Source organism: Paenarthrobacter nitroguajacolicus (assembly GCF_007786235.1).
In the GTDB taxonomy this organism is placed as follows: Bacteria; Actinomycetota; Actinomycetes; order Actinomycetales; family Micrococcaceae; genus Arthrobacter; species Arthrobacter nitroguajacolicus_A.
Genome location: NZ_VNFK01000017.1, coordinates 1 through 23,095 on the forward strand (window position 1 = coordinate 1; position 23,095 = coordinate 23,095).

A 23,095-nucleotide genomic window follows, 5' to 3' on the forward strand; every position below is an offset into this window, starting at 1 on the left:
AGAGTAGGACACCGCCGGACATAAATTAGGAAGAGCCCCGACCACAGGTCGGGGCTCTTCACCTTTAACACCCACACACCAGGCAGGCAGACCCCGGGCCCGCTAACCCCGAGCCACCGGTAGAGTTGGTGGTCATGGAAAACCTCTTCAGCCACCCCGCGTCGGAGCCCGAGTCGTCCCAGCCGGCCAGCGCCGACCTGGAGCCGCTCATCATCACCGTCGTGGTCCCAAGCAACGTATCGCACGCCTTCCAGGGATTCACGGACCACCCCCACTTGTGGTGGCCGCTGGAACAGGAGAGCGTCTTCGGCGCTGGATCCCACGTCGAGTTCGAGGAGAACCTGATCCTGGAAACCGCCGAAGACGGCCGTACGTCCGTGTGGGGGACCATCGACGATTGGCAGCCTCCGTTGTCTTTCCACGCCAGCTGGTACCCGGCGAGCACCCCTCTGTGGTCCACCGAGATCCGCGTGGCCTTCCGGTCCGTGGAGGAGGGCACTGAGGTGCGGTTGGTGCACGACGGTTGGGAAGGCGCGGAAGACCCTGCCGCTTCCAGGGCTTCCTACGCTGAGGGTTGGCCGCGTGTCTTGGAGCGCTACGTGAGATTCATGGGCGGAGCAGTTGCCTAGGGTCCGCCGGCTCCGCGCAGACGACTGGCAGCTGTTGCGGACAGTACGGTTGGAGATGCTGGCGGACACTCCCATGGCATACGTCGAAAGCCTTGACGCTGCCCGCCGGCAAACCGATACGCAATGGCAGGAACGCGCTGCCGCGATGTCCGGCGACTCGAACGTTACCCTGGTGGCTGATGGCGGCGAGGACGGCAGCAAGCTCTCCGGTTTGATGCGTGTGGTGGTCCAACACCCGCAGGACCCGGAGAAGCCCCTCCAAGCGATGCTCATCAGCGTGTACGTGGCGCCGGAGCATCGGGGACTGGGGTTGGCAGATGAACTCCTCAACCAGGCATGCAAAGCCGCCGGCGAAGACCTCGGCGCCGAACACCTCGAGCTTGGAGTGCATCAGGACAATTCCCGAGCCCTGGCGTTCTACCGGCGGCATGGATTCGAGACCACGGGCGCCAGCAGGCCCTACCCGCAGGACACGAGCAAGCTGGAGCTCGTCATGGAGCGCCCTCTGCCGTAAGGTCCGGCGGCATCGCGTGCAGCGCTACGAGGCGCTTGTTTTGGGGACGGCCGTGCTGGTGCGCACCACCAGCTTGGTGGGGTGCTCCGTGTCGGCAGGCTCCAGGATCAAGCCGTTGTTGATGGCGCCCAGCAGGGTCCGGACTGCCAGCGCACCTTGCCCTTTGGCATCCTGGTCGATGGTGGTGAGGCCCATGACATTCCCAAGATCGTGCCCATCGATGCCCATGACCGAGAGATCGTCCGGGATGCGCAGCCCGAAGTCCCGGGCAGCCAGGATGGTGCCGATGGCCATTTCGTCAGAGGCAGCGAACACTGCCGTGGGGCGCTCCGGGGCGCTGGCCAACAACTGGCGGGCCGCGGCGTAGGCGCCTTCAATGGTGAAGTCAGCCGAAACGATCCATTCGGGCCTGACTGGACAGCCGGCGTCGTTCATTGCTTTTTGGAAGCCGCTGCGGCGGGTTCCCGGCAAGTGGAAGTCTTGGTCGTACGCCTCATGCCCGGTGATATGGGCGATCTTGGTGTGTCCCAGGCCCAGAAGGTGGTTGGTTGCCTTCAACGCGATCGCTGTGTCGTCGATCCTGATGGTGGAGGCTCCGGGAAGGGGGCCGCCGATGCCCACGATCGGCCTGTGGACTGCGTGGAGCTGCTGGATCTCCTCTTCGCTGAGCTCCAATGACACCGCTATGACCGCGTCCACGCGTTTGCGCAGCAGGAAGTCGTTGAAGACGCTGTGCCGATGGGTGGGGTTTTCGCCGATGTTGTAGAGGGTGAGGTCGTAACCGGCCTCGAGCAATGCCGCGGAGGCACCCTCGATCACCGCTGAGAAGAACCAGCGGTGGACCGAGGGAACCACCAAGCCAACGTTGTGCGTCCGGCCGGAAGCCAGGCTCGACGCATGGTAGGACAGCACGAAGCCCAATTCGGCAGCTGCGGCGCGGGCCCGCTCCCGGCTGGTGGGGGAGACGTTACCTTTGCCGCTGAGCGCCCGTGAAACAGTGGCAACGGACAGCCCTGCGCGCTCGGCCACGTCCTTGATGCCGGTCATGCCGCTCCTTGGTGGAAAAGTTAGCTGGCTGTTAGCCAGATTGTCTCCCCTGAGCCTAGTAGATCCGCGCCTAGTAGATCCGCGCCTGCTTCCGGTGCGGAGCTGCGCAGGATCGTCTCACCTGCCGGGAGTGGCATGGCTTCGGTCCCGACGTTCATGATCACCAGAGTGTTGCCGTTGAGATAGGCCAGCGAAGAGTCGGTGCAGTAGTCCTCTACCCAGGCGAGGGATCCTTCGCCGAGCCGGTGTGTTGCCCGCACAGCGAGCATCTCCCGGTACAGAGCGAGGTGCGACGCCGGATCTGACTCCTGCTTGTCCCTCGCCAGGGCGGGCCAGGACTCGGGCTGCGGGAGCCAGGGATCCAGGCCGCTGCCGAAGCCGGCGTGCGGCTCGGCGGACCGCCAGGGGAGCGGGACCCGGCAGCCGTCACGGCCGATCCGGGCGCCACCTGTGCGGGCGAAGGTGGGATCCTGGCGGAAGCTGCCGGGAATGCTGGAGGAATCGGGAAGGCCCAGCTCTTCACCTTGGTAGAGGTAGGCGCCGCCAGGGAGGCCGAGCATGAACATGGTGGCCGCGGCAGCCCGGCGTCGTCCCAGTTCTTCGTTGGGCTGAACGTCGTCGGGACCGATGCCGTCGCCGTCGCGTGGTCCCGGACCGTCGTAGCCGAAGCGTGAAACGTGCCGGACAACGTCGTGGTTGGACAGTACCCAGGTGCTCGGGGCGCCCACTGCGTCCAAGGAGATCAACGAGTCGGTGATGATGTGGCGTAGTCGGTTCACGTCCAGGCCGGCATGCAGGTACGGGAAGTTGAAGGCTTGGTGCATCTCGTCGGGACGGACCCACTGTGCCAGCCGGGGGAGGGGGTCCACGTTGGCTTCGGCGCACAGGATGCGGTCAGGACCGTACTCTTCCAGGATGGAGCGCCAGCGGCGGTAGATGTCGTGCAGGGCGGGCTGGCCGAACATGGGAGCATCCTCGCCGGGGAAACCTTCGGAGCTGTTGCCGTCCGCTCGTCCACCCCAGTTGGGGAGCCCGGCGGCTTTGACCAATGCGTGGGCGACGTCCACCCGGAAACCGGAGATGCCGCGGTCCAGCCAGAAGCGGAGGACGCGTTCGAACTCGGCGTGGACGGCAGGGTTGTCCCAGTTGAAGTCCGGCTGCGATGAGTCGAAGAGGTGGAGGAACCACTGGCCGGGCTGGCCATTCGGCTCGATGATCCGCGTCCATGCCGGTCCACCAAAGTGGGACTGCCAGTTGTTGGGCGGCTGGTTGCCGTCAGGTCCTTGGCCGTCACGGAAGATGAACATATCCCGCTCCGGGCTGTTGACGCCTGCCGCGAGTGCCGCCTGGAATGCGACGTGCTGGTCTGAACAGTGGTTGGGGACGAGGTCCGCGATGACGCGCAGGTTGAGCCGGTTGGCCTCTGCGATCAGGGCGTCGAAGTCGGCCAGGGTGCCGAACAGGGGATCCACGTCGCAGTAGTCGCTGACGTCGTACCCTGCGTCCCGTTGGGGGGAGCGGTAGAACGGCGACAACCACACGGCGTCGACCCCCAGGTCCGAAAGCTGTGAGAGCTCAGCCGTGATGCCCGCAAGGTCTCCTACGCCGTCCCCATTGAGGTCGCGGAAGGATCGCGGATAGATCTGGTAGATCACGGCGGAACGCCACCATCCGTGTGCCTTCGAAGCGTCATGGACAGGGGTGAGCTGCGTGAAGGCTGCTGTGGGCTCGTGGGCCGCAACCGGGAGCAATGAATCAACGGACATGCACACATCGTAGAAGAGACTGGAACAAATTGAAAGCGCTTCCAATTCTCAGTACCCTTTCATCACGCATTGAAGATGGCTCGGGGTTTTCAAAGGAGCATCCCGGCATGTATTGTGTGGAAGCGCTTGCAGTTGTGAGCCACATCACCGACGACGCCACCGGGGGCAGAGCCCTTGCCGTCGTCGACGCAGAAGAAACGAAAGGGACACCAATGAAGGTGCACAACACCCTCGCGACTCAAACCACCCGCCGCGTTTTCGCCACCGGCGCGATCTCCGTGGTTGCAGCCCTGGCCCTGAGCGCCTGTGGCGGCAGCGCCTCCACCGCTCCCAGCTCGGACGCTGCCAAGCCCGACCTGAAAGCTGCCGGCGCCGGCACCATCACCATGTGGGTGGATGCAGAGCGTTCCCCGGCGTTGAAGGACATCACCGAAAAGTTCAAGACGGACACCGGCATCGATGTGAAGCTCGTGGTCAAGGACTTCGCCGCGGTCCGCGATGACTTCATCACCCAAGTGCCAACAGGCCAGGGACCGGACCTCATCGTTGGACCGCACGACTGGATCGGCAAGTTCGTCCAGAACGGCGTGATTGCACCCGTGGAACTGGGCGACAAGGCCAGCCAGTTCCAGGATTCCTCCATCAAAGCCATGACCTACAACGGTGCCGTCTACGGTGTACCGTACGCCATCGAAAACATCGCCCTCCTGCGCAACACCAGCATCGTGGACAGCAAAGCCGCCACCTTGGACGAGGTGGTGGCCAACGGCAAGAAGGCAGTAGCGGACGGCAAAGCCACCTTCCCTTTCCTGGTGGGCATGGATCCGAAGCAGGGCGACCCGTACCACCTGTACCCGCTGCAGTCCTCCATGGGTTCCCAGGTGTTTGGCAAGAATGCCGACGGCGGCTATGACGCCAAGCGGCTCCTCATCGGTGACGCTGCCGGCGTCGAATTTGCCAAGAAGCTGGCCGCTTGGGGCGATGCCGGCGAGAAGATCATCAACTCCAACATCACCGGCGACATCGCCAAGGAGAAGTTCCTGGCCGGTGAATCCCCGTACTTCCTGACGGGCCCGTGGAACGTGCCGGACGTGCAGAAGAAGGGCATCACGTTCGCCGTGGACGAGCTCCCTGCCGCTGGTGGCGAACCTGCGCAGCCGTTCATCGGCGTCAACGGCTTCTTTATCAGCGCCAAGAGCGCCAACGCACTGGCCACCAATGAATTCGTGACAAACTACCTCACCTCCGAGTCTGCCCAGGACTCCATGTACGCGGCGGGTGGCCGTCCGCCGGCGCTGAAGGCATCGTTCGAGAAGGCTGCCAGCGACCCCGTGGTTGAAGCCTTCGGCAAGATCGGCGCCACCGGCGTGCCCATGCCGGCCATCCCGGAAATGAGCGCGGTGTGGGCTGACTGGGGAGCTACCGAACTCGCCATCATCAAGGGCCAGGGTGACCCGGCTGAGGCGTGGACCAAGATGGCCGCCAGCATCAAGTCCAAGATCGGCGGCTAGTACCGCAACCGGGTTATTCCACCGGTCTGCCCTGGGTCGGGCGGCATTCCACCGCCCGGCCCCTGCCTGCCGCCAACCGCTTTACCCAAGGATCCACAATGCCAAAGCCAGATCTCCAAGAACTGCCGTCCACCGTAGCCAGCCCGGCGCCGACGCAGCCGCCTCGCGCAAAAGCCCGCCGCGCACCCGTCAAGCGCCACCCCGACTCCCTCAAGGGCACCCTCCTCAAGATTGTCCTGTTGGGCCTCGTGGACGCTTTCGCCGTGTACGTCCTGATGATGCTCTTCCTGAGCCAGTCGTGGGCTGCGCTGGCGGTTTCCTCCCTGGTGGTTCTTGCCATCAACTGGATCTACCTCCGCAAGGGCGGACTGCCAGCCAAGTACTTGGCTCCGGGCGTGCTGTTCTTGCTGGTGTTCCAGGTCTTGGTGGTGGTTTTCAGCGGCTACATCGCATTCACCAACTACGGCGACGGGCACAACAGCACCAAGGACGATGCCATCTCTGCCATCCAGCTGACGGCCCAGAAGCGTGTCCCGGATTCACCTGCGTACAAGGCCTCCGTCCTCACCAAGGGCAACGATTTCTACCTACTGTTCACGGATCCGTCCGGGAAGGCGCAGATCGGCAGCACGGAACAGCCCCTCACCGAGGCAACAGGCGCGGGCAAGGATTCCACCGGCAAAGCAAACTCCCTGCCCGGCTACCAAACCTTGAAGTTCCAGGAGATTGTGGCCAATCAGCAGGAGATCCTGAAGATCACGGTCCCGGTTTCGGACAATCCCGCTGATGGGACGCTCCGCACTGCGGACGGCAGCACGGCCTACCAGTTCAAGCCCGCGCTCAATTACGACGCCGCCACGGATACCTTCACGGACACCGAGACCGGCACCCAATACCGCGACAACGGCAAGGGCGCGTTTGCCGACGCCAACGGCGGGACACTGGCCACCGGCTGGAAGATCGACGTCGGCATGGACAACTTCGCCCGTGCCTTCACGGACCCCAGCCTCCGCGGACCACTCCTGGGCGTGATCCTGTGGACCTTCACCTTCTCCATTGCATCGGTGGCATTGACCTTCGTTATGGGCCTCTTCCTGGCCATCACGTTCAACCGCGAGGACCTCCGCGGCAAGAAGGTGTACCGGATCCTCATGATCCTGCCCTATGCCTTCCCAGCTTTCCTGTCCGGACTGGTGTGGTCCGGCATCCTGAACCCCGAGTTCGGCTGGCTCAACCAGACCCTGCTGGGCGGTGCGAACATCGGGTGGCTCACAGACCCTGTCCTGGCCAAGATCAGCGTGCTGGTGGTCAACGTGTGGCTCGGCTTCCCCTATATGTTCCTGGTCTGCACGGGGGCGCTGCAGTCGCTGCCCTCTGAGATTGACGAGGCCGCACGCATGGACGGTGCATCCGCCTGGAGGGTGTTCCGTTCCATCAAGCTGCCGCTGCTGCTGGTGTCCGTGGCACCCCTGCTGATCTCATCCTTCGCCTTCAACTTCAACAACTTCAACGTCATCTACATGCTCACCGGCGGTGGGCCACGCTTCGCGGACACCGACCGTGACATCGGATCCACCGACATCCTGATCACGCTGGTCTACAAGGTGGCGTTCGGCCAGGGAACGGGTCGCGACTACGGCCTGGCCAGCGCACTGGCCATCATCATCTTCATCATCGTGGCCACCATTTCGGCCATCAGCTTCAAGCAGACCAAAGCACTCGAGGACGTGAACTGATGAGCGTACGCACTCTCGCCGCCAGCAAGGAAACAGCGTCCGACGGCGGCCCCTCGCCGCTGGTGCCCAAGCGCCGTCCGTTCGCGGTCTGGTTCAAGGACAAGGGGTGGCGGCACGTGGTGGGCGTCGCCACGACGATCTTCGCCGTGTTCCCCCTCCTGTACGTGCTGTCCGCTGCACTGGATTCCAACGGCACCCTGGTGGGCTCCAACGGGCTGTTCTCCAGGTTCGACACCGGCAACTTCGTGGCACTTTTCAGCGATCCGAGCCGCCCGTTCGGCCGCTGGTTCGTGAACACCCTGGTAGTTGGCCTGGTGACATCGGCCGCCACCGTCTTCCTCGGAGCCATGGCCGCGTACGCCTTCTCCCGCATGCGCTTCAAAGGCCGCCGGATGGGACTCCTGACCCTGCTCCTGCTGCAGATGTTCCCGCAACTGTTGGCCGTCGTCGCGATCTTCCTGCTCCTGAGCGGCATCTCCCAAGTGATCCCCGCGCTGGGGCTCGGCAGCCAGTTGGGCCTCATCATGGTGTACCTCGGCGGCGCACTGGGCGTGAACACCTACCTCATGTACGGGTTCTTCAACACGGTCCCGCAGTCCTTGGATGAGGCCGCCAAGATCGATGGTGCCAGCCATGTGCAGATCTTCTTCGGCATTATCCTCCGCCTGGTGACACCGATCCTGGCTGTTGTGGGGCTGCTGGCCTTCATCGGCATCTCCAGCGAGTTCGTCATTGCCAGCGTGGTGTTGACCGATCCGGACAGCCAGACACTCGCCGTCGGGCTTTACTCCTACGTGGCCCAGCAGCGTTCCGAAAACTGGGGCGTCTTCGCGGCAGGTGCCGTGATCGCCGCGCTCCCTGTGATGGCCCTGTTCCTCTTCCTGCAGAAGTACATCGTCAGCGGACTCACCGCTGGCTCAGTGAAAGGCTGATCATGCCCATCGCCCTTCCCCACCACGACGGCTCCAGTCTCTTCGTATCCAAAACTGCGTCCGAGTCCGTGTCCCTTGGCGATACCGTCCGGCTCCGGGTGCGTGTCCCGCAGCGGTGGGGTCCGGCGTTGAGGGTTTGGGTCCGCTCCGTCCAGGACGGCGAGCCGCGCTACGACGCTGCCATCCGGCTGGGCGCAGCCGACGGCTGGGAGTGGTGGGAAGCGGCGATGCTGGTAGCCAACCCCGTGGCCCAGTACCGCTTCCTGCTGGAAGTCGCTGAAACGCACGACGACGGTGCTGCCGCCAGCGCAGCGATCGGCAGCACCGTCGGACGGAGCTACTGGAACCTGAACGCCCAGGGCCTGTACCGCCGGGACGTGTCCGATGCCGCGGATTTCCGGCTGACGGCGTTTGCCCCGGCCCCGGAGTGGCTGCACAAGGGCACCATGTACCAGGTGTTCCCGGACAGGTTCGCCCGCTCGGAGCAGGCGGACCACCATCCCACCCCCGACTGGGCCATCGCATGTTCCTGGGACACCCCGGTAGTCGGGACGGGCGAACAGGCCTCCACACAGTTCTACGGGGGAGACCTGCCGGGAATCACGGGCAAACTGGACCACCTGCAGGAACTGGGCGTCGATGTCCTCTATCTGACCCCGTTCTTCCCCGCACGTTCCAACCACCGCTACGACGCCTCCACCTTCGACTCGGTGGACCCGCTCCTGGGAGGGGACCAGGCCTTGGTGGACCTGGTTGAAGCCGCACACGCGCGCGGGATCAAAGTGATGGGCGACCTCACTGCGAACCACTCCGGCGACGCACACGAGTGGTTCGTTAAAGCGCTCGCCGATCCAGGTTCGGAGGAAGCCGGGTACTACTACTTCAGCGCCGACCATTCGAGCTACGAATCTTGGTGGGGTGTGCCGTCGCTGCCCAAGTTCAACTGGTCCTCGGATGCCCTGCGCCGACGCTTCATCGCCGACGATGATTCCGTGGTGGCACGCTGGCTCAAACCGCCATTCAGCCTGGATGGTTGGCGCATCGACGTCGGCAACATGACCGGGCGCCTCGGATCGGTGGACCTTAATCACGAAGTAGCCCGACTCATTGCGGACCGGGTCCGCGAGATCAACCCGGACGCCGCCCTGCTGGCCGAGTCCACGTCCGACGCAGCCCCCGATGTCACCGGCGAGCACTGGCAGGGCGCCATGACGTACTCCAACCTCACCCGCCCGTTGTGGTCCTGGCTCGCCAAGGATGCTCCCAATGTGAACTTCTTCGGCTCACCCCAAGCGGGACCCAACAGGATCGAGGCCGAGGAGTTCCTTGCGACGCACCAGGACCTCGCCTCGGGATTTAGCTGGGGTGTGCGACAAAACAATATGAACGCCCTGAACACCCATGACACCGCGCGGGCCACAACGGTGATGGTCGACGGCGGCCCGGAAGTGGGCGCTGCGCTCACGTACTGCCTGCCGGGCGTGCCCGTGGTGTTCGCCGGCGATGAATTCGGCTTGGAGGGGTTCAATGGAGAAGACTCCAGGACTCCCATGCCGTGGGATGCTGCCGAGCGCGCGCTCACGGACCTGCGATCCGTCCACGCCAACCTGGGGCGGCTCCGCAAGGATCTTCCAGCGCTCACGGAAGGCGGGGTGCGCTGGCTCCACGCCGAGGGCGACGCCTTGGCCTTCGTCCGGGAGACGGCAGAGTCCTCAGTGCTGGTGTTCGTTGCGAGGGACGCTGCCGAGGTCCTCCTCGACCATTCGGTCCTCTCCACCGGGCAGCTCGAAGCGTTGCTGGCCGCCCCCGTGCACCGCTCCGGAGCGGTAACGTCGGCACCCTCCCAGCCATCCGCCGTCGAGGGTGTCCGCCTCCGCGCAGAAGGCATCTCCGCCGGAATCTGGGAGCTGCCAGGGACGGTGATCCCCGCTCCGTAGCCGGAGCCTGTCGCCGTGCTGCGGCGTCCCGTGCTGGCTAGACTGTGAGCACTAAAACACTGCGAAGACTGCCGGTTTGGCGTGTCCGCGGTGCGTACGTGGAGGGACCACTGTGTCGGACGAAACGGCTATGGCCGGAACATCAGAGGAAAGCATCAAGGGCCGGACGGCGGGCCACGGAGAAGCCACCCAGCCCTCAACAGGGCAGCAGATATTCCTGAAGGAGCTCGCGGCCGGACTCCGTGCCGGGCAGATGGCGGAGGATGAAGAAACCCTCACCGTGTACTCCATCGATCAAGGACCGCTGCTGGAGCGGCACCTACCTCTTGCTGTCGTCTGGGCCGAATCGGTGGAGGACGTCCAGCATATCGTTCGAAGCTGCGCGGCCCACCAGGTGCCCATCGTCGCCCGGGGAGCCGGAACCGGCGTCTCCGGCGGCGCACATGCCACCGAAGGCTGCATCGTCCTGGGCCTTGAACGGATGAACCGCATCCTGGACCTCAGCCCGGACGACGAGACCGCCGTCGTCGAACCCGGCGTCATCAACGCCGACCTGAACGCTGCTGCCGCCGAATACGGCCTCATGTACGCGCCGGACCCGGCGAGCTACAAAATGTCCACCGTCGGCGGCAACGTGGCCACCAACGCAGGAGGGCTGCGATGCGCCAAATACGGCGTGACACGCGACTCCGTGCTGGCCCTGGATGTGGTCATGGCGGATGGTTCGCTGATGCACACCGGCCACCAGACCTTCAAGGGCGTGGCTGGGTACGACCTCACCGCCCTGCTGGTGGGTTCGGAAGGAACGCTGGGCATTGTGGTGGGTGTGACGGTTCGCCTGAAGTACCTGCCGCGGGAGGTCCACACCATCGCTGCCTTCTATCAGGACTTCCGAAGCGCAGCCGCTGGAGTGCTGGCCGTAGGCAAGGCCCGCGTGCAGCCCGCCATCATGGAGCTCCTGGACAACGGCACCCTGGTCCAGCTCGACGAGCTCAACGGCGGCGACCTCCAAGCGCGGGGAAAGTCCTTGCTGCTGATCCAGACCGACGGCTTCGGAGCGGCCGCAGAAGCCGACGTCGTCCGGCAAGTACTTGCCGACGGCGGCGCCACCGTGACCACGGAAGCCAGTGAAGAAGCCGAAATGCTGGTGGAACTGCGCCGCAACAGCCGCGGCGTGGAAGTGGATGACGAATTCAGGGTGGGCGAGGACATCGCCGTCCCGCGTTCCAGGCTGGTGGACTTCGTGGCCGAGCTCGAGGCCATGGCTGAGCGATTCCAGGTTCGGCTCAAAGTGGTGGCCCACGCCGGCGATGGCAACCTCCACCCCACGTTCTGGATGGACCGGGTAGACCCCGCTACCGACGCTGACGCCTTGCTGCGCCTCAACGCGGCCCTTGATGAGTCCATCCGGGTAGGGCTGGCGATGGGTGGGACGATCACGGGAGAACATGGGGTGGGGCAGTACAAGCTCCGGTGGCTCGGCTTGGAGCAGCCGGAGCCGGTCCGGGAGCTACAGCGGCGGATCAAGGAGTTATTTGATCCGCAGGGGATCCTGAATCCGGGGAAGGCTATCTAGGGTAGTCCGTGGGCGTGTAGGCTGCCCACCTTAGACGCGCGCTGCCGCGTTCCGGCCCTTCTGTTCGGTGCGCCTTGGGCACCCACTGGTATCCCAAATGTTACCTACCGCTTATTACCCCCCGCCTTTCTCTGCATTTACTTTCCGTCAATCACCTCATAGTCTTACTTGGTATACCAAAGTGGCTATGAGGAGATTGACGTGCAAGAACGGCGCAGAGCTGGTGTCCTACCTTCGGGGAGTGGGGGCCGACTCGCTACGGGGCTCGTGTTGCTTGCACTCGTTGTGGTCTCCGTTAATCTTCGGCCGGCCATTACTACCGTCGCCGGGGTGATGAACCAGGTTCCGGGTGTGTTCGGGCTGGATCCGGCGTTGCTTCCGCTGTTGGGGACCTTGCCGGTGCTGGCCTTTGGTATCTCGGGGCCGATCGGACCTTGGCTGGCTCGACGGGTCGGGACTGGGCGTGCCGTTGCCGTGGCGTTGTTAGTGCTGGCTGCGGCCCTGATCGTTCGGGCGACGGTGCCTGCGCTGCTGTTGCCCGGCACATTCCTGGCGGGCTCGGCGATCATGACCGCAAGTGTCCTGGTGCCCCAGATCGTTAAGGCAAACCGCGGCACCGGGTGGTGGACCGGCCTGTGCACCATGGGATTCGGTCTCGGCGCTGCGCTGGGCGCTGGACTGGTTCAGCCACTGGAGCAGGCCTTCGGCGGAAACCTGCCCTCAGCGCTCGCGGTGTGGGCGGTACCGGCCCTGGTCGGCGCGTTCCTCATCCACCGCTCCGGAGGACGCCCCACGGTGGTGACCACCACCGCCGGGACGGCTATCGGAGCCCCCGGCACAGCCACGCCGCTTCGGAAGCAGCGGACAGCATGGGCAGTCACCGCCTTCTTCGGCCTGCAGGCCATGCTCTACTTCGCCATCACGTCCTGGTTGGCCGTGTACTTAGTGTCCCGGGGTCTTTCATCCGCCGACGCCGCTGCCTTGCTGGCCTGGTTCAGTCTCGCGGGACTCCCCGCCAGTTTGCTGGCCCCTGTGCTCGCAGGACGTCCCCGCATCCTGAAAATTATGGCGCCGGGTCTTGGTTTGTCAGTGGCGTGCGCACTCCTGGGAGTCCTCGCAGCACCTACGGAACTTCAGTTCGTCGCCGTCGGTGTTCTCGGGATTGTCCAGAGTGCTGGCTTCGGCCTGGCCATGGCCCTGGTGGTGATCCGGTCAGACGGGCCCCAGTCCGCCGGGAGGCTCTCAGCCATGAGCCAGGGCTTCGGATTCGCCCTGGCATCCCTTGGCCCATTGGTCGCTGGGCTGCTGCACGCAATGACCGGTGCTTGGGAAGTGACATTCTGGGCGCTCGCCGCCGAAGCCGTAGTGCTGGCTGGTGCCGGATTCTTTGCCATCCGCGGACCGCTGGTGAGGGTTGACGAGGGTGGGATGGTGGCGGCGTCCGGCACTAAGCGCGCAGATTCCAACGCTCCTGCTTGATTGCTGTTGGTGGAATCTACGTTTGGGATGCCAGGGGCATGGGGGCCAATTGCTGTTGGTGGGGCCGTACTCCTCGATAACCCATTCTTGGACCTGGTCCGCCACCGATACCAGTTGGTCGGACAGTGCGAGATCGCCCCTGACCGACACGCCTTGTCCGGTGGAATCGCGGGTGCTGTAGATCATCGCCGAGAGCATCTGAGGGTCGTCGTCCCAGTCGCTTTCTTCAACGCGGGGTTCCGCCAGCCCGCTGTAACTCACATCCCGCAAGACGTGACTGATTATCCCTGCAATCTCTGCCGCCATGGAAGCCTCTCCCACTACCGCCTTGTGACCGCTTCCACCGTAAAGGCCTGTTCAGTTGTTGCTGGATTACCTCTGACCGGAACCACGACGTCGACGTGACGGCGCACCGGTAATCGAAAAGTCAATCCTACTGCTGGCCCGCGCGAGTCAGTGTAGCCCTGTTGGCGCGCAACCCTGCGGCGTATCCTCGGCGATATGACGAACTCACCATCAGGGACAAATCAGCCAAGCACACCCGCTACGGAGATCCTTGAAACCAACGAATGCTGGGAGCTCCTCCGTGGCGTCTCAGTGGGCAGGCTCGCCGTAGTAGTGGATGACCATCCGGATATCTTCCCCGTGAATTACAAGGTTGACCACGGAACCATGGTGTTCCGGACAGGCGAGGGCACCAAGCTCCATGCGGCGTTGGGCGATGCCCCTGTGGCCATCGAAGCCGATGGTGTGAATGCCGAAACCGGGGTGGCATGGAGCGTAGTGGTTAAGGGCCAAGCGTCCGCCGTGACGCTGACGCAGGACGTGTTGGATACCATCGGCCTCTTGCTTTTCCCGTGGGAGGCCGGACAGAAAGACCAATTCATCCGCATCACCCCCAGTAAAGTCACGGGACGGCGCTTTACTGTCACTCCTGCCGTGACTTGGTGGACGCCCCTCGATGACGCTCCCACGGCACGCGGCGAGTAAGGAAAAGGCCGGTTCCCCCGCGGCGAAGCGGTGGAACCGGCCTTCCTTGTCAGTGCCTAGACGAGTTCCAGCTGGTCGGCTACAACCCGACCGGCGTGAATGACCGTGCGGTCCTTGCCGCGGTCCATCACCGTGGAGGCCACTGTTTCGCCGTCCACCAAGAGAAGATCCGCCGGATCCCCAACCTCGACGCCGGGACGGTGGGCCGTGTCCTTCAGCCGGGTCGCGCTGGGGTCCAGGATGCTGGCGCCACCTATGGTGGCGATAGCCAGGCAGTGCTCGATCAATTCGTCCTTGCGGAAGCCATGGGTAAAGGCGAGCTGCCACGTCCGGTCCAGCATGTCGGTGTTGCCGTAGGGGGACCAGTAGTCGCGTTGGCCGTCCTCGCCCAGGCCAAGCCGTACCCCGGCCTCGGTCAGAAGCGGGATGGGCAACTGGCCTGCGGCAGAGGGTGCCACCGAAGCCAGGGAGACATCAAGCTCTGCGAAGGCGTCAATCAGCCTCCGCGTGGTGGCCTCATTGACGCTGCCCAGTTGGTAAGCATGGGACATGGTCACCTTGCCCTGCATCCCCAGGGACCGCGTCCGTTCCAGCACGAGGTCCGTGCTGAAGACGCCGAGTTCGCCGGGTTCGTGAAGGTGGATATCGATGGGGACCTGGTACTTCTCGGCGAGGCCGAAAACGATGTCGAGGTGCCTCGCAGGGTCCCGGTCCAGGGTGCAGGGATCAATGCCACCCATCACGTTGGCGCCGGCCTTGAGCGCTTCCTCCATGAGTTCCACCGTCCCTTCCTCCAGTAACAAGCCGGCTTGGGGGAAAGCAATAATGTCCACCGCAGCCTGGCCGGCGAACTTCTCCTTGGCGGCAGCCACGGCGTCGAAGCGTTCCAGCCTGCAGTCCACGTCAACCTGTGCGTAGGAGCGGACCCGGGTGGTGCCCCGCGCGATCATCCTTCCCAGGGTGTCGTTCACGCGATCCTGCAGTGGCACCTCGGCGTTGCGCCAGTTCTGCCGGTCGTTCATCATCATGGTCCACACGCCCGGGCCGCCGGTGTGCTCGCGGAACGGCAAACCGATCCGGGTGGAATCGAGGTGGACATGGACGTCGGAGAAGGAGGGCAGCAGCAAGCGTCCGCGGCCCTCCACTACGGTCACGCCGGCTGGAACGGCGCGGTCCGGGTCATGAGGTTCGACGCCGGTGATCTTGCCGCCTGCTTCACCCGCGACGATGGTGACATCGCTGAGCGCTTGCCCCCACGGGCGGGCGGCACGGATCAGGGTATTCAATGGTTGCTCCTTTGGTTGTGAATCCATGGCCTGCTTCTATTGCACGCCCGCCAGGGCCTTTGCGGCCATACCTGCGTGGTGGCAGGCCGGTGCGGCGGGCGTGGCTGGTGTCGGAATCTCGTTGATGCACCGTTGGCGTTGTTCTTCCGGAAGGGTGCCGATCAAGGGGCAACGGGTCCGGAACACACAGCCGCTGGGCGGATTGGCCGGTGACGGCAGGTCGCCGCGAAGCCGGATCTTCACCTGTTCCCGAGCAGCCCTTGGATCCGGCAGGGGCACGGCGGAGAGCAGGGCCTTGGTGTAGGGATGCAGGGGGTTCTGGAAGAGCTCGTCCCGGGGTCCCTGTTCCACGATCTTGCCCAAGTACATCACTGCGACCTCGTGGGAGATGTGCCGGACCACGGAGAGATCATGGGCAATGAAGATGTAGGAAACGCCGGTGTCCCGCTGGATCTGCTGCAAGAGGTTAACCACCTGCGCCTGCACGGAGACGTCCAACGCGGAGACAGGCTCGTCGCACACGATGACGGACGGGCTCAGGGAAATGGCCCGGGCAATGCCCACGCGTTGCCGTTGTCCGCCGGAGAACTCATGCGGGAAACGGTTGTAGTGCTCCGGCTTCAGGCCAACCTGGTCCAGGAGCTCCTTGACACGGTTCTTGAGGCCACCCGGAGGGTTGATCTTCTGCGCCACCATGGGAGCCGCGATGGCCGTGCCCACGGTCTGCCGCGGGTTCAGGGAAGCGAAAGGATCCTGGAAGATCATCTGGACTTTTCGCCGGAAGTTATACAGATCCCGGCCGCGCAGCTGGCTGATGTCGACGCCGTCGATCACAATCCGTCCACCCGTCGGGTCCATGAGTCGTGCCACCATGCGTCCGGTGGTCGACTTACCGCAACCGGACTCACCCACGAGGCCCAAAGTCTGGCCTCGGGCAAGACTGAACGACACGCCGTCGACCGCTTTGACAGATCGTTTGGCGGCGCCCGGCAGCAGGCCGCCCTTCAACGGGAAGTGCTTTTTCAGGTTCTCCACCTGGAGAATTGGCTGATGTTCCATGGCGGGTCCTAACGCGAATTCCGGATGGTGACGATCTGTGGGCCGCTCAGGTGGCAGCGCTTGCCGTGCCCGTCGTCGACCCTCGGTTCGGGCCGCTGGCTGGCGCACACGCCGTCACCGACGAGTTCGGCGTACTGGCACCGCGCGCTGAAGATGCAGCCTCTAGGCAGGTCAAGGAGCGACGGCGGCTGGCCGGGTATGGGGTTCAGCTGGCCGGCGGCGCTGTTCAGCGTGGGCATGGAGTTGAGCAGGCCCAAGGTGTACGGGTGCTGGGTGTCGTAGAAGATGTTGTCCACCGGCCCGGATTCGACGCATTGCCCGCCGTACATGACCAGCACGTCGTCGCAGACTTCGGCCACCACGCCAAGGTCATGCGTGATGAGGATGAGGGCCGAGTTGGTTTCCTCCTGGAGTTCTGACATGAGGTCCAGGATCTGCGCCTGAACGGTCACGTCCAAAGCGGTGGTGGGCTCGTCGGCGATCAGCAGCTCGGGTTCGCAGATCAACGCCATCGCGATCATGGCACGCTGGCGCATGCCGCCGGAGAAGTGGTGTGGGTACTCGTCGTAGCGCTGCTCCGGGCTGGGGATACCCACCCTTCCCAGCATGTCGACGGCGGCCGCCCGGGCTTGCTTCTTGCTCGCCTTGTTGTGGACGAGGTACGCCTCGGCGATCTGGTGTCCCACCGTGTAAAAGGGGTGCAAGGCTGAGAGCGGATCCTGGAAGATCATGCCGATGTTGCGGCCGCGGAGTTGGCGCATTGCCGACTCGGGCAGTGTTACCAGATCCTTGCCTTGGAACACGGCCTGGCCGGTGACCTGGGCGGACGTGCCTTTGAGCAGGCCCATCAGTGCCTGGCTGGTGACGGATTTTCCGGAGCCGGATTCGCCCACGATACCCAGGGTCTGGCCGCGATCCAGGGCGAAATCCATGCCGTTCACGGCGGAGACAACGCCGTCATCCGTCGGGAACTTCACTGTGAGGCCGCGGACTTCAAGGAAAGCAGCGGTTGCTGTGCTTCCGGCAGTAGCGCTCGCGGTGTTGGTCTGCAGCTGGGTCATTGGAGCCTCACTCGGGGATCGATGGCGGCGTAGGCGAGGTCCACGGCGACGTTCGCAACGATGACGAAGAACGCGGCCAGCATGGTGATGGCCATGGTGACTGGAAGGTCGCCGGAGATGGCGGCGTGCACTGCCGTGAAGCCCAGGCCCGGGACGGAGAAGATCTGCTCGGTGAGGACCGCGCCGCCGAGCAGCAGGCCGATGTCCATTCCGAGCATGGTGACAACCGGGGTGATGCCCGCACGGACGCCGTGCTTGAACGTGACCGTCCGGGGTGCCAGGCCTTTCGCACGTGCGGTCCTGATGAAGTCCTCGCCAAAGGTTTCAATCATGTTGGTTCGGGTGACACGGATATAGGAGGCGCTGAACAGGACAGCCAAGGCGATCCATGGCAACAGGTAGTTGGCCACCCAGGCTCCCGGGCCCTGTGGTCCGAAGGGGCTATTGATTTCGTTGGTGGTGAACGGCAGAAGATGCAGCTGGTTGACGAACAGGAGCAGCAGGAACAAGCCGGTGACCGGGATGGGAAGTGAGACGCCCACCGAAGCCGCACCCACGATGAACTTGTCCACCGGCGTTCCTTTGCGAAGGGCGGCCAGCAGCCCCAGCCCGACGCCGGTGATGGTCCACAGGACCAGTGCGCCGATGGCCATGGAGAAGGTGTAGGGGAGCGAGCGGCCGATGATGTCGGCAACGTTCTCATTGGTTTGGAACGACTTGCCGAGGCAGGGCCATTCACAGAGCGTCTGGGCTCCCGGAGCGCCGATCATGCGCGAAGAGAAGAATCCCCGGATGTAGTCGATGTACTGCACCAGGAAGGGCTGGTCCATGCCCAGCGCTACACGTGCCTCCGCCACGCGTTCGGGAGTGCACTCCTGACCGCAGGCGGCGGCAGCGGGATCGGACGGACCAAGCTGGAAGAGCGTGAAAGTAATGAAACTGACCGCGGCGAGAAGCAGGACCAGCGATCCGGTTCGGCGAAGAATGAAAGTCATCATGGTGGTGGTTGCGGGCCGCCCGCCGGGGCAGGCGGCCCGCTTCTCCTTCTGGACTATGCCCGAATAGTTTTCGAAGCCCGGTTATTGCTCGACGCCGACGATCGAGAGGTCGATGCCGCCGAAGAAGTAGCCCACCTGGGCATTGCGGACGTTGGAACCCACCACGCTGTTGGTGTGGCTGCGGATGAGCGGGACGATCGGGTAGGTCTTCAAGGCTGAGCCGAAGGCTTCGGACCACTTCTTGCCGAGTTCCTCCGAGGTTCCGTCCGTGTTGCGCAAATCGAACATGGCCTTGGAGACTACGGGGTCGAAGTAACGGGAGGTGTTGGAGAAGCCGTAGCTGGTGCCGTCGTTGTTCGGTCCCAGCAGGGGATCAGCGGACGTGCGGATCGATGCCGGGTCAGCGCCACCGCACCAGCCGGAGCGGCCCATGTCCGGGAGCTGTTCGCTGGCGAGGATCGAGTAGTAGTTCGGGGCAGGAATCGGAACCAGCTCCACCTCGATGCCCAAGGCTTTGAGGTTTTGCTGGACCACGGTGCCCGTGTTCTTGAAGGCGTCCCTGTTGTTGGCGTAGCCGTACGTCAGGGTCTTGGGGTAGTCCTTGCCTTCCAGGAGCTTCTTGGCTTCCTCGAGCTTGGGCTTGCCTGCGGGGTCCAGCTCCAGCTCCGTTTCCACGTAGCCGCGCATCTTGGAGTTCAGTGGGCTCTGGGTGATCTCGCCGAAGCGGCGTCCGCCGTACTGCACCAGGATGGACTGGCGGTCCAGGGCCAAGGCGATCGCCTTGCGGACATCCGGGTCAGTGATCTTCTGCGTGTTCAGGCTCAGGACGTCGTTGCAGCCCAGCAGGCCGGACGCTACGCGATCCTTCACCTTGGCGTCGGCAAGCTTGGCGGAGTCGGAAGTTTGCAGGGCGCCATTGGAGTCGAGCGTGATGGCGTTGGGGTCCGAGTCGGCAAGCAACTGCTGGCTGATGGTGGCTTGCGAGGTGGACAGAGAGAAGCTGAAGGTGTCCGGCAGGGCGGAGCGGTTGGGGTCGGTGGCGGGATCCCAATGCGGGTTGCGGACCAACTTGAGGGACTTGCCGCGGTTGTAGGACTCCACCATGTAGGGGCCCGAGGAGACGGGGTGGTTGGTGTAATCCAGCTTGGTGTCCTTGGCTTTGGGGACCGGCGCCGTGTTGGAGCGGGACGCCAACGCAGGGAATTCCGCGAAGGGCTTCTTCAGGTGGAAAACCACCGTGCGCTCATCGGGCGTTTCAACGGCCTGAAGCACGGCGGCAGGATCCTTGTACGGCCCCTTGTACCCGCCGGCGTCGAGCGCTGCATTTAGTTCCTGCGGCGCCTGGGTGAAGACGTCCTGCGCGAAAGTACGCTCCACGCCGTACTTGATGTCGGCAGAGGTGATGGGTGTGCCGTCCTCGAACTTCACGCCGTCCTTGAGGGTGAACGTCCAGCTGAGGCCGTCATCGGAGACCTTGCCCGTGTCCGTGGCGAGGTCCGGGACCACTGTGGGAGGCTGGCCGGCGGTTTCCTTGGCCATGGTCAGCGTGCGGTAGTACAGCTGGCCGACGTTGGCCGTCTGGACGTAATTGCTGTTCCCGGGATCGAGGGTCTGGAAGTCCGAAGACATCAGGACGTTGATGTTTCCGCCCTTGGCGTTGAAGCCGGACTTGACCACGTTGGGGGCAAGCTCGGTGACCGACTCGGCAGGCTTGGAACTGCTGGGCTGGTTCTGGCCTGCGCCGCAGCCGGTGGCTGCCATGGCGATCAACACGGAAAGAGCCAGGGCTCTTGCGGGGGTTTTCATGATGCTCCTTGTGAGGGGTGGAGGGCGATGCGCGGAATGGTACGGAATTTGTCAGCGGGATTTTTTGTCAGCGGGAGGACTTGGGGTCAAGCGCATCCCGGACGGCGTCGCCCAGGAGGTTGAAGGCCAGCACGGTGATGATGAGCATGAGGCCGGGGACAGCCAGGAACCACGGATCACTGAGGTACCAGTTGCCGGACTGGGCAGCGTTGAGCATCTGTCCCCACGACGGTGTGGGGTCCTTGACGCCGACGCCAAGGAAGGACAACGCTGCTTCCGCTGAGATGTTGGTGGGGATCAGCATGGTGGCATACACCAGGACGACGCCCATGACGTTGGGGATGATCTGCCGGAACAGGACGCTGAGGTGCGAGGCGCCGAAGGACCGGGCCGCTTCAACGAATTCGCGCTCGCGGAGGCTCAGCACCTGGCCGCGGACGATGCGTGCGAGGTAGGCCCAGCCGAAGAAGCCCAGGATGATCACCAGCGAGGCCATGGGCAGGAAGCTGCCCTCACCCAGCGGGGTATCCCGGAGCCTTGACTGCAGGATGGGCGTCAGGGAGAGCACCAGGAGGAGGTGCGGGAACGCGAGGAACAGGTCCATGATCCGGCTGATGATGGCATCGGTCTTGCCACCGAAGTAGCCGGCGGCTGCGCCGAGTACCGTCCCGAGGACCACGGAGACTGCTGTGGAAAGCAGGGCAATGGTGAGGGAAACCTGGCCGCCATGGGCGAGCCGCGCGAAGAGATCCCGCCCCAGTCCGGGCTCTACCCCCAACCAATGCTGCGCCGAGGGGTACATGTAGCCGGGGAGGGGCAGCCCGGGTGTTTGGAAGTCGTCCAGAACCTCGGGGCTGGTGTTGGACGTGTAGGGGTCGTTGCCGGACATGGCGCTGAGCACTGGGGCCAGGATGGCGAACAGCAGGATGGCCACCACGACACACAGGCTGAGGAGCGCCACCTTGCTGCGCCGGATCCTCATCCACGCGGTGGCGAGCAGAGAGCGCGCCTCGGCCGGCGCGGCCACTTTGTTCTCAGGCGTCATTGCCGGAGGGGGCGGGGGGCTGCCGGTGTTTGGTTCGACGGACTGTAACTGGGTCAACGGTTCTGCTCGTTTCATGATCAGGAGCTGGCTCCGGAGTTCTTGTATACCAAAATAGATTAGAGCAGGATCGATGCGATGTAAATCACAAATAATGTACTGTTTGGAATACCAGAGAGTAATACGAGCTGTCCCTGCGGACAGGAAACAGGAGTCGCCGTGCCCACCAAGGTCACCGCCCGCTACGTGCTGGGCCATCACGACGGACACCACGTGCTGCTGGAAAACGCGTGCGTTGTCTACAGCGGCCACACCATCGACTACGTGGGCCACCAGTACGAAGGTCCGGTGGACGAGGAACGTCACGTGGGCGACGCCGTACTGATGCCGGGCCTGATCGACCTCGATGCCCTCACCGACATTGACCACCTCATTCTGGATAGCTGGGCCGGCGCTGAGCAGGCCAAAGGCCACCAATGGTCCGAGGACTACTTCCGGAACCGCCGCGCGGACGTCTTTACCGCCGAGGAACGCCAGCAGATCCGTGAGTACGCCCTGATCCAACTTGTCCTGCATGGCATCACCACCTACATGCCCATCGCCTCCGAGGTGCACTCCGAATGGGCAGAACCCTTCGAGGAACTGGTGGGCATGGCGGAGACCAGTCGGCGGCTGGGCCTGCGCGGCTACCTCGGTCCGGCCTACCGCTCAGGCGTGAACGTCGTGTTGCAGGACGGCGAGCGTTCGGTGATGTTCGACGACGGCCGCGGCCGTGAGGGTCTGGCCGACGCCTTGCGCTTCATTGACCATGCGACGGACCTCGACGATCCCCTGATCAGCGGCGTCCTGCTCCCGTGCCGGATCGAGACGCTGGACATCGAGCTGCTCAAAGCCACCGCAGCAGCCTCCAACGAGCGGGACGTGCTGGTACGCCTGCACTCGTTGCAGGGACTCGTGGAGCGGCAGCTCATCCTGGACTGGCACGGCGTGACACCCCTGGAACTCCTGGACCAGGTGGGCCTCCTCAACGAGCGGCTCCTGATTCCCCATGCCACCTACACGGACAGGAACCCTGCCGTGCATGGCGAGGACCGCGGCGACCTCGCGCGGTTGGCGGACAGCGGCGCCAGCATCATCCACTGCCCCCTGACCTCCATGCGCTACGGCAGCACACTGGATTCCTTTACCGCGTACAAGAATGCGGGCATCAACATTTCCTTGGGCACGGACTCGTTCCCGCCGGACCTCATCCGGGGCATCGATGCTGGAGTGCAGCTCGCCAAGATCCTCGCCGGGACCAACGACGCCGGTGATGTTGCCGGATACTTCGACGCCGCTACGCTGGGCGGTGCCCAGGCTTTGAGGCGCCCGGACCTCGGCCGGCTTGAGCCAGGCGCCCAGGCCGACCTGGTGGCGTTCTCCTTGGGAGACTTCCGCGACGGCGTCCACGAGGACCCGCTGCGGACCCTGCTTCTGAACGGATCAGCGCGCCAAACGGTGCTGTCCGTCGTGGCGGGCCGGACCATCATGGCCGACGGCGTGATCGACGGCGTCGACCTCGGATATTGGCGGTCCAAGGGCCAGGAATTGTTCGACAAGATGCGTCGCGCCTACAGTGCCCGTGACATCAAGAACCGTCCTGCCGATGAGCTGTTTCCTCCCGTGTATGCTCGGTTGGAACGCTGACCGGCGCCTCCCGGCGATGGGAGCGCACGCAGGGATGAAG

Annotated in this window: 18 protein-coding genes; 10 read left to right on the plus strand and 8 right to left on the minus strand. The window is 64.1% G+C overall.

From position 1 onward, the window contains the following. Window positions 1-134: 134 nt before the first annotated feature. Window positions 135-629: an SRPBCC domain-containing protein gene (locus tag FQP90_RS18160; RefSeq protein ID WP_144652471.1), complete on the plus strand. Its 495-nt coding sequence runs from the start codon at window positions 135-137 to the stop codon at window positions 627-629. Beyond that, on the plus strand, window positions 622-1,143 hold the full coding sequence (locus FQP90_RS18165) for a GNAT family N-acetyltransferase (protein ID WP_144652472.1): 522 nt from the start codon (window positions 622-624) through the stop codon (window positions 1,141-1,143). The genes FQP90_RS18160 and FQP90_RS18165 overlap by 8 nt, the downstream gene beginning before the upstream one ends. Before the next feature lie 24 nt (window positions 1,144-1,167). Here the strand turns inward: FQP90_RS18165 and FQP90_RS18170 are convergent, their stop codons facing one another. Both FQP90_RS18170 and FQP90_RS18175 read right to left on the minus strand, forming a co-directional pair. Beyond that, window positions 1,168-2,190 (minus strand): LacI family DNA-binding transcriptional regulator, encoded by a 1,023-nt coding sequence (locus tag FQP90_RS18170; protein ID WP_144652473.1) that lies wholly within the window; start codon window positions 2,188-2,190, stop codon window positions 1,168-1,170. 20 nt (window positions 2,191-2,210) lie between these two features. Further along, complete coding sequence (locus tag FQP90_RS18175) at window positions 2,211-3,956, minus strand: glycoside hydrolase family 13 protein (protein WP_144652474.1); 1,746 nt, start codon at window positions 3,954-3,956, stop codon at window positions 2,211-2,213. Window positions 3,957-4,168: 212 nt separating this feature from the next. Between FQP90_RS18175 and FQP90_RS18180 the strand changes: the two genes are divergently transcribed. The 7 genes from FQP90_RS18180 (at window position 4,169) to FQP90_RS18210 (ending at window position 14,117) form a co-directional block, all read left to right on the plus strand. After that, window positions 4,169-5,467, plus strand: coding sequence for a sugar ABC transporter substrate-binding protein (locus tag FQP90_RS18180; protein ID WP_144652569.1), 1,299 nt, complete (start codon window positions 4,169-4,171; stop codon window positions 5,465-5,467). 98 nt (window positions 5,468-5,565) lie between these two features. Continuing rightward, window positions 5,566-7,203 carry an ABC transporter permease subunit gene (locus tag FQP90_RS18185; protein WP_144652475.1) on the plus strand — a complete coding sequence of 546 codons (1,638 nt, stop codon included), beginning with the start codon at window positions 5,566-5,568 and terminating at the stop codon, window positions 7,201-7,203. Continuing rightward, window positions 7,203-8,135: a sugar ABC transporter permease gene (locus FQP90_RS18190; RefSeq protein WP_144652476.1), complete on the plus strand. Its 933-nt coding sequence runs from the start codon at window positions 7,203-7,205 to the stop codon at window positions 8,133-8,135. The genes FQP90_RS18185 and FQP90_RS18190 overlap by 1 nt, the downstream gene beginning before the upstream one ends. A 2-nt stretch (window positions 8,136-8,137) precedes the next feature. Beyond that, the gene (locus FQP90_RS18195) at window positions 8,138-10,072 is read left to right on the plus strand and encodes a glycoside hydrolase family 13 protein (protein WP_144652477.1); all 1,935 of its coding nucleotides are present in this window, start codon (window positions 8,138-8,140) and stop codon (window positions 10,070-10,072) included. A 130-nt stretch (window positions 10,073-10,202) separates the two neighbouring features. Continuing rightward, window positions 10,203-11,648 (plus strand): FAD-binding oxidoreductase, encoded by a 1,446-nt coding sequence (locus FQP90_RS18200; protein ID WP_144652478.1) that lies wholly within the window; start codon window positions 10,203-10,205, stop codon window positions 11,646-11,648. Window positions 11,649-11,915: 267 nt separating this feature from the next. Further along, entirely contained in the window at window positions 11,916-13,127 is a 1,212-nt protein-coding gene (locus FQP90_RS18205) for an MFS transporter (protein ID WP_244296839.1), read from the plus strand. Window positions 13,128-13,628: 501 nt separating this feature from the next. After that, window positions 13,629-14,117, plus strand: a complete 489-nt coding sequence (locus FQP90_RS18210) for a pyridoxamine 5'-phosphate oxidase family protein (RefSeq protein WP_144652480.1) — start codon at window positions 13,629-13,631, stop codon at window positions 14,115-14,117. Window positions 14,118-14,173: 56 nt separating this feature from the next. Here FQP90_RS18210 and FQP90_RS18215 read toward each other — a convergent pair whose 3' ends face one another. The 6 genes from FQP90_RS18215 to FQP90_RS18240 form a co-directional block, all read right to left on the minus strand. After that, entirely contained in the window at window positions 14,174-15,403 is a 1,230-nt protein-coding gene (locus FQP90_RS18215) for an amidohydrolase family protein (RefSeq protein WP_144652481.1), read from the minus strand. A gap of 36 nt (window positions 15,404-15,439) precedes the next feature. After that, a complete protein-coding gene (locus FQP90_RS18220; RefSeq protein WP_144652482.1) occupies window positions 15,440-16,462 on the minus strand; it encodes an ABC transporter ATP-binding protein in 1,023 nt (340 codons plus the stop codon). An 8-nt stretch (window positions 16,463-16,470) separates the two neighbouring features. Further along, window positions 16,471-17,523, minus strand: a complete 1,053-nt coding sequence (locus FQP90_RS18225; protein WP_144652483.1) for an ABC transporter ATP-binding protein — start codon at window positions 17,521-17,523, stop codon at window positions 16,471-16,473. Next, the gene (locus tag FQP90_RS18230; protein ID WP_144652484.1) at window positions 17,520-18,521 is read right to left on the minus strand and encodes an ABC transporter permease; all 1,002 of its coding nucleotides are present in this window, start codon (window positions 18,519-18,521) and stop codon (window positions 17,520-17,522) included. The genes FQP90_RS18225 and FQP90_RS18230 overlap by 4 nt, the downstream gene beginning before the upstream one ends. A gap of 81 nt (window positions 18,522-18,602) precedes the next feature. Beyond that, a complete protein-coding gene (locus tag FQP90_RS18235; protein WP_144652485.1) occupies window positions 18,603-20,327 on the minus strand; it encodes an ABC transporter substrate-binding protein in 1,725 nt (574 codons plus the stop codon). A 67-nt stretch (window positions 20,328-20,394) separates the two neighbouring features. Continuing rightward, window positions 20,395-21,372, minus strand: coding sequence for an ABC transporter permease (locus tag FQP90_RS18240; RefSeq protein WP_244296841.1), 978 nt, complete (start codon window positions 21,370-21,372; stop codon window positions 20,395-20,397). 216 nt (window positions 21,373-21,588) lie between these two features. On the opposite strand from FQP90_RS18240, the gene FQP90_RS18245 reads away from it, so the two are divergent. Continuing rightward, window positions 21,589-23,055, plus strand: coding sequence for a chlorohydrolase family protein (locus FQP90_RS18245; protein ID WP_144652486.1), 1,467 nt, complete (start codon window positions 21,589-21,591; stop codon window positions 23,053-23,055). Window positions 23,056-23,095: the final 40 nt, after the last annotated feature.

What these genes read in the sequence shown, in the direction of transcription:
- FQP90_RS18160 (WP_144652471.1), top strand. Translation starts at nt 135, where the DNA reads ATGGAAAACCTCTTCAGCCACCCCGCGTCGGAGCCCGAGTCGTCCCAG.
- FQP90_RS18170 (WP_144652473.1), bottom strand. Translation starts at nt 2,190, where the DNA reads ATGACCGGCATCAAGGACGTGGCCGAGCGCGCAGGGCTGTCCGTTGCC.
- FQP90_RS18175 (WP_144652474.1), bottom strand. Translation starts at nt 3,956, where the DNA reads ATGTCCGTTGATTCATTGCTCCCGGTTGCGGCCCACGAGCCCACAGCA.
- FQP90_RS18180 (WP_144652569.1), top strand. Translation starts at nt 4,169, where the DNA reads ATGAAGGTGCACAACACCCTCGCGACTCAAACCACCCGCCGCGTTTTC.
- FQP90_RS18185 (WP_144652475.1), top strand. Translation starts at nt 5,566, where the DNA reads ATGCCAAAGCCAGATCTCCAAGAACTGCCGTCCACCGTAGCCAGCCCG.
- FQP90_RS18190 (WP_144652476.1), top strand. Translation starts at nt 7,203, where the DNA reads ATGAGCGTACGCACTCTCGCCGCCAGCAAGGAAACAGCGTCCGACGGC.
- FQP90_RS18195 (WP_144652477.1), top strand. Translation starts at nt 8,138, where the DNA reads ATGCCCATCGCCCTTCCCCACCACGACGGCTCCAGTCTCTTCGTATCC.
- FQP90_RS18200 (WP_144652478.1), top strand. Translation starts at nt 10,203, where the DNA reads ATGGCCGGAACATCAGAGGAAAGCATCAAGGGCCGGACGGCGGGCCAC.
- FQP90_RS18210 (WP_144652480.1), top strand. Translation starts at nt 13,629, where the DNA reads ATGACGAACTCACCATCAGGGACAAATCAGCCAAGCACACCCGCTACG.
- FQP90_RS18220 (WP_144652482.1), bottom strand. Translation starts at nt 16,462, where the DNA reads ATGGAACATCAGCCAATTCTCCAGGTGGAGAACCTGAAAAAGCACTTC.
- FQP90_RS18225 (WP_144652483.1), bottom strand. Translation starts at nt 17,523, where the DNA reads ATGACCCAGCTGCAGACCAACACCGCGAGCGCTACTGCCGGAAGCACA.
- FQP90_RS18230 (WP_144652484.1), bottom strand. Translation starts at nt 18,521, where the DNA reads ATGATGACTTTCATTCTTCGCCGAACCGGATCGCTGGTCCTGCTTCTC.
- FQP90_RS18235 (WP_144652485.1), bottom strand. Translation starts at nt 20,327, where the DNA reads ATGAAAACCCCCGCAAGAGCCCTGGCTCTTTCCGTGTTGATCGCCATG.
- FQP90_RS18240 (WP_244296841.1), bottom strand. Translation starts at nt 21,372, where the DNA reads ATGACGCCTGAGAACAAAGTGGCCGCGCCGGCCGAGGCGCGCTCTCTG.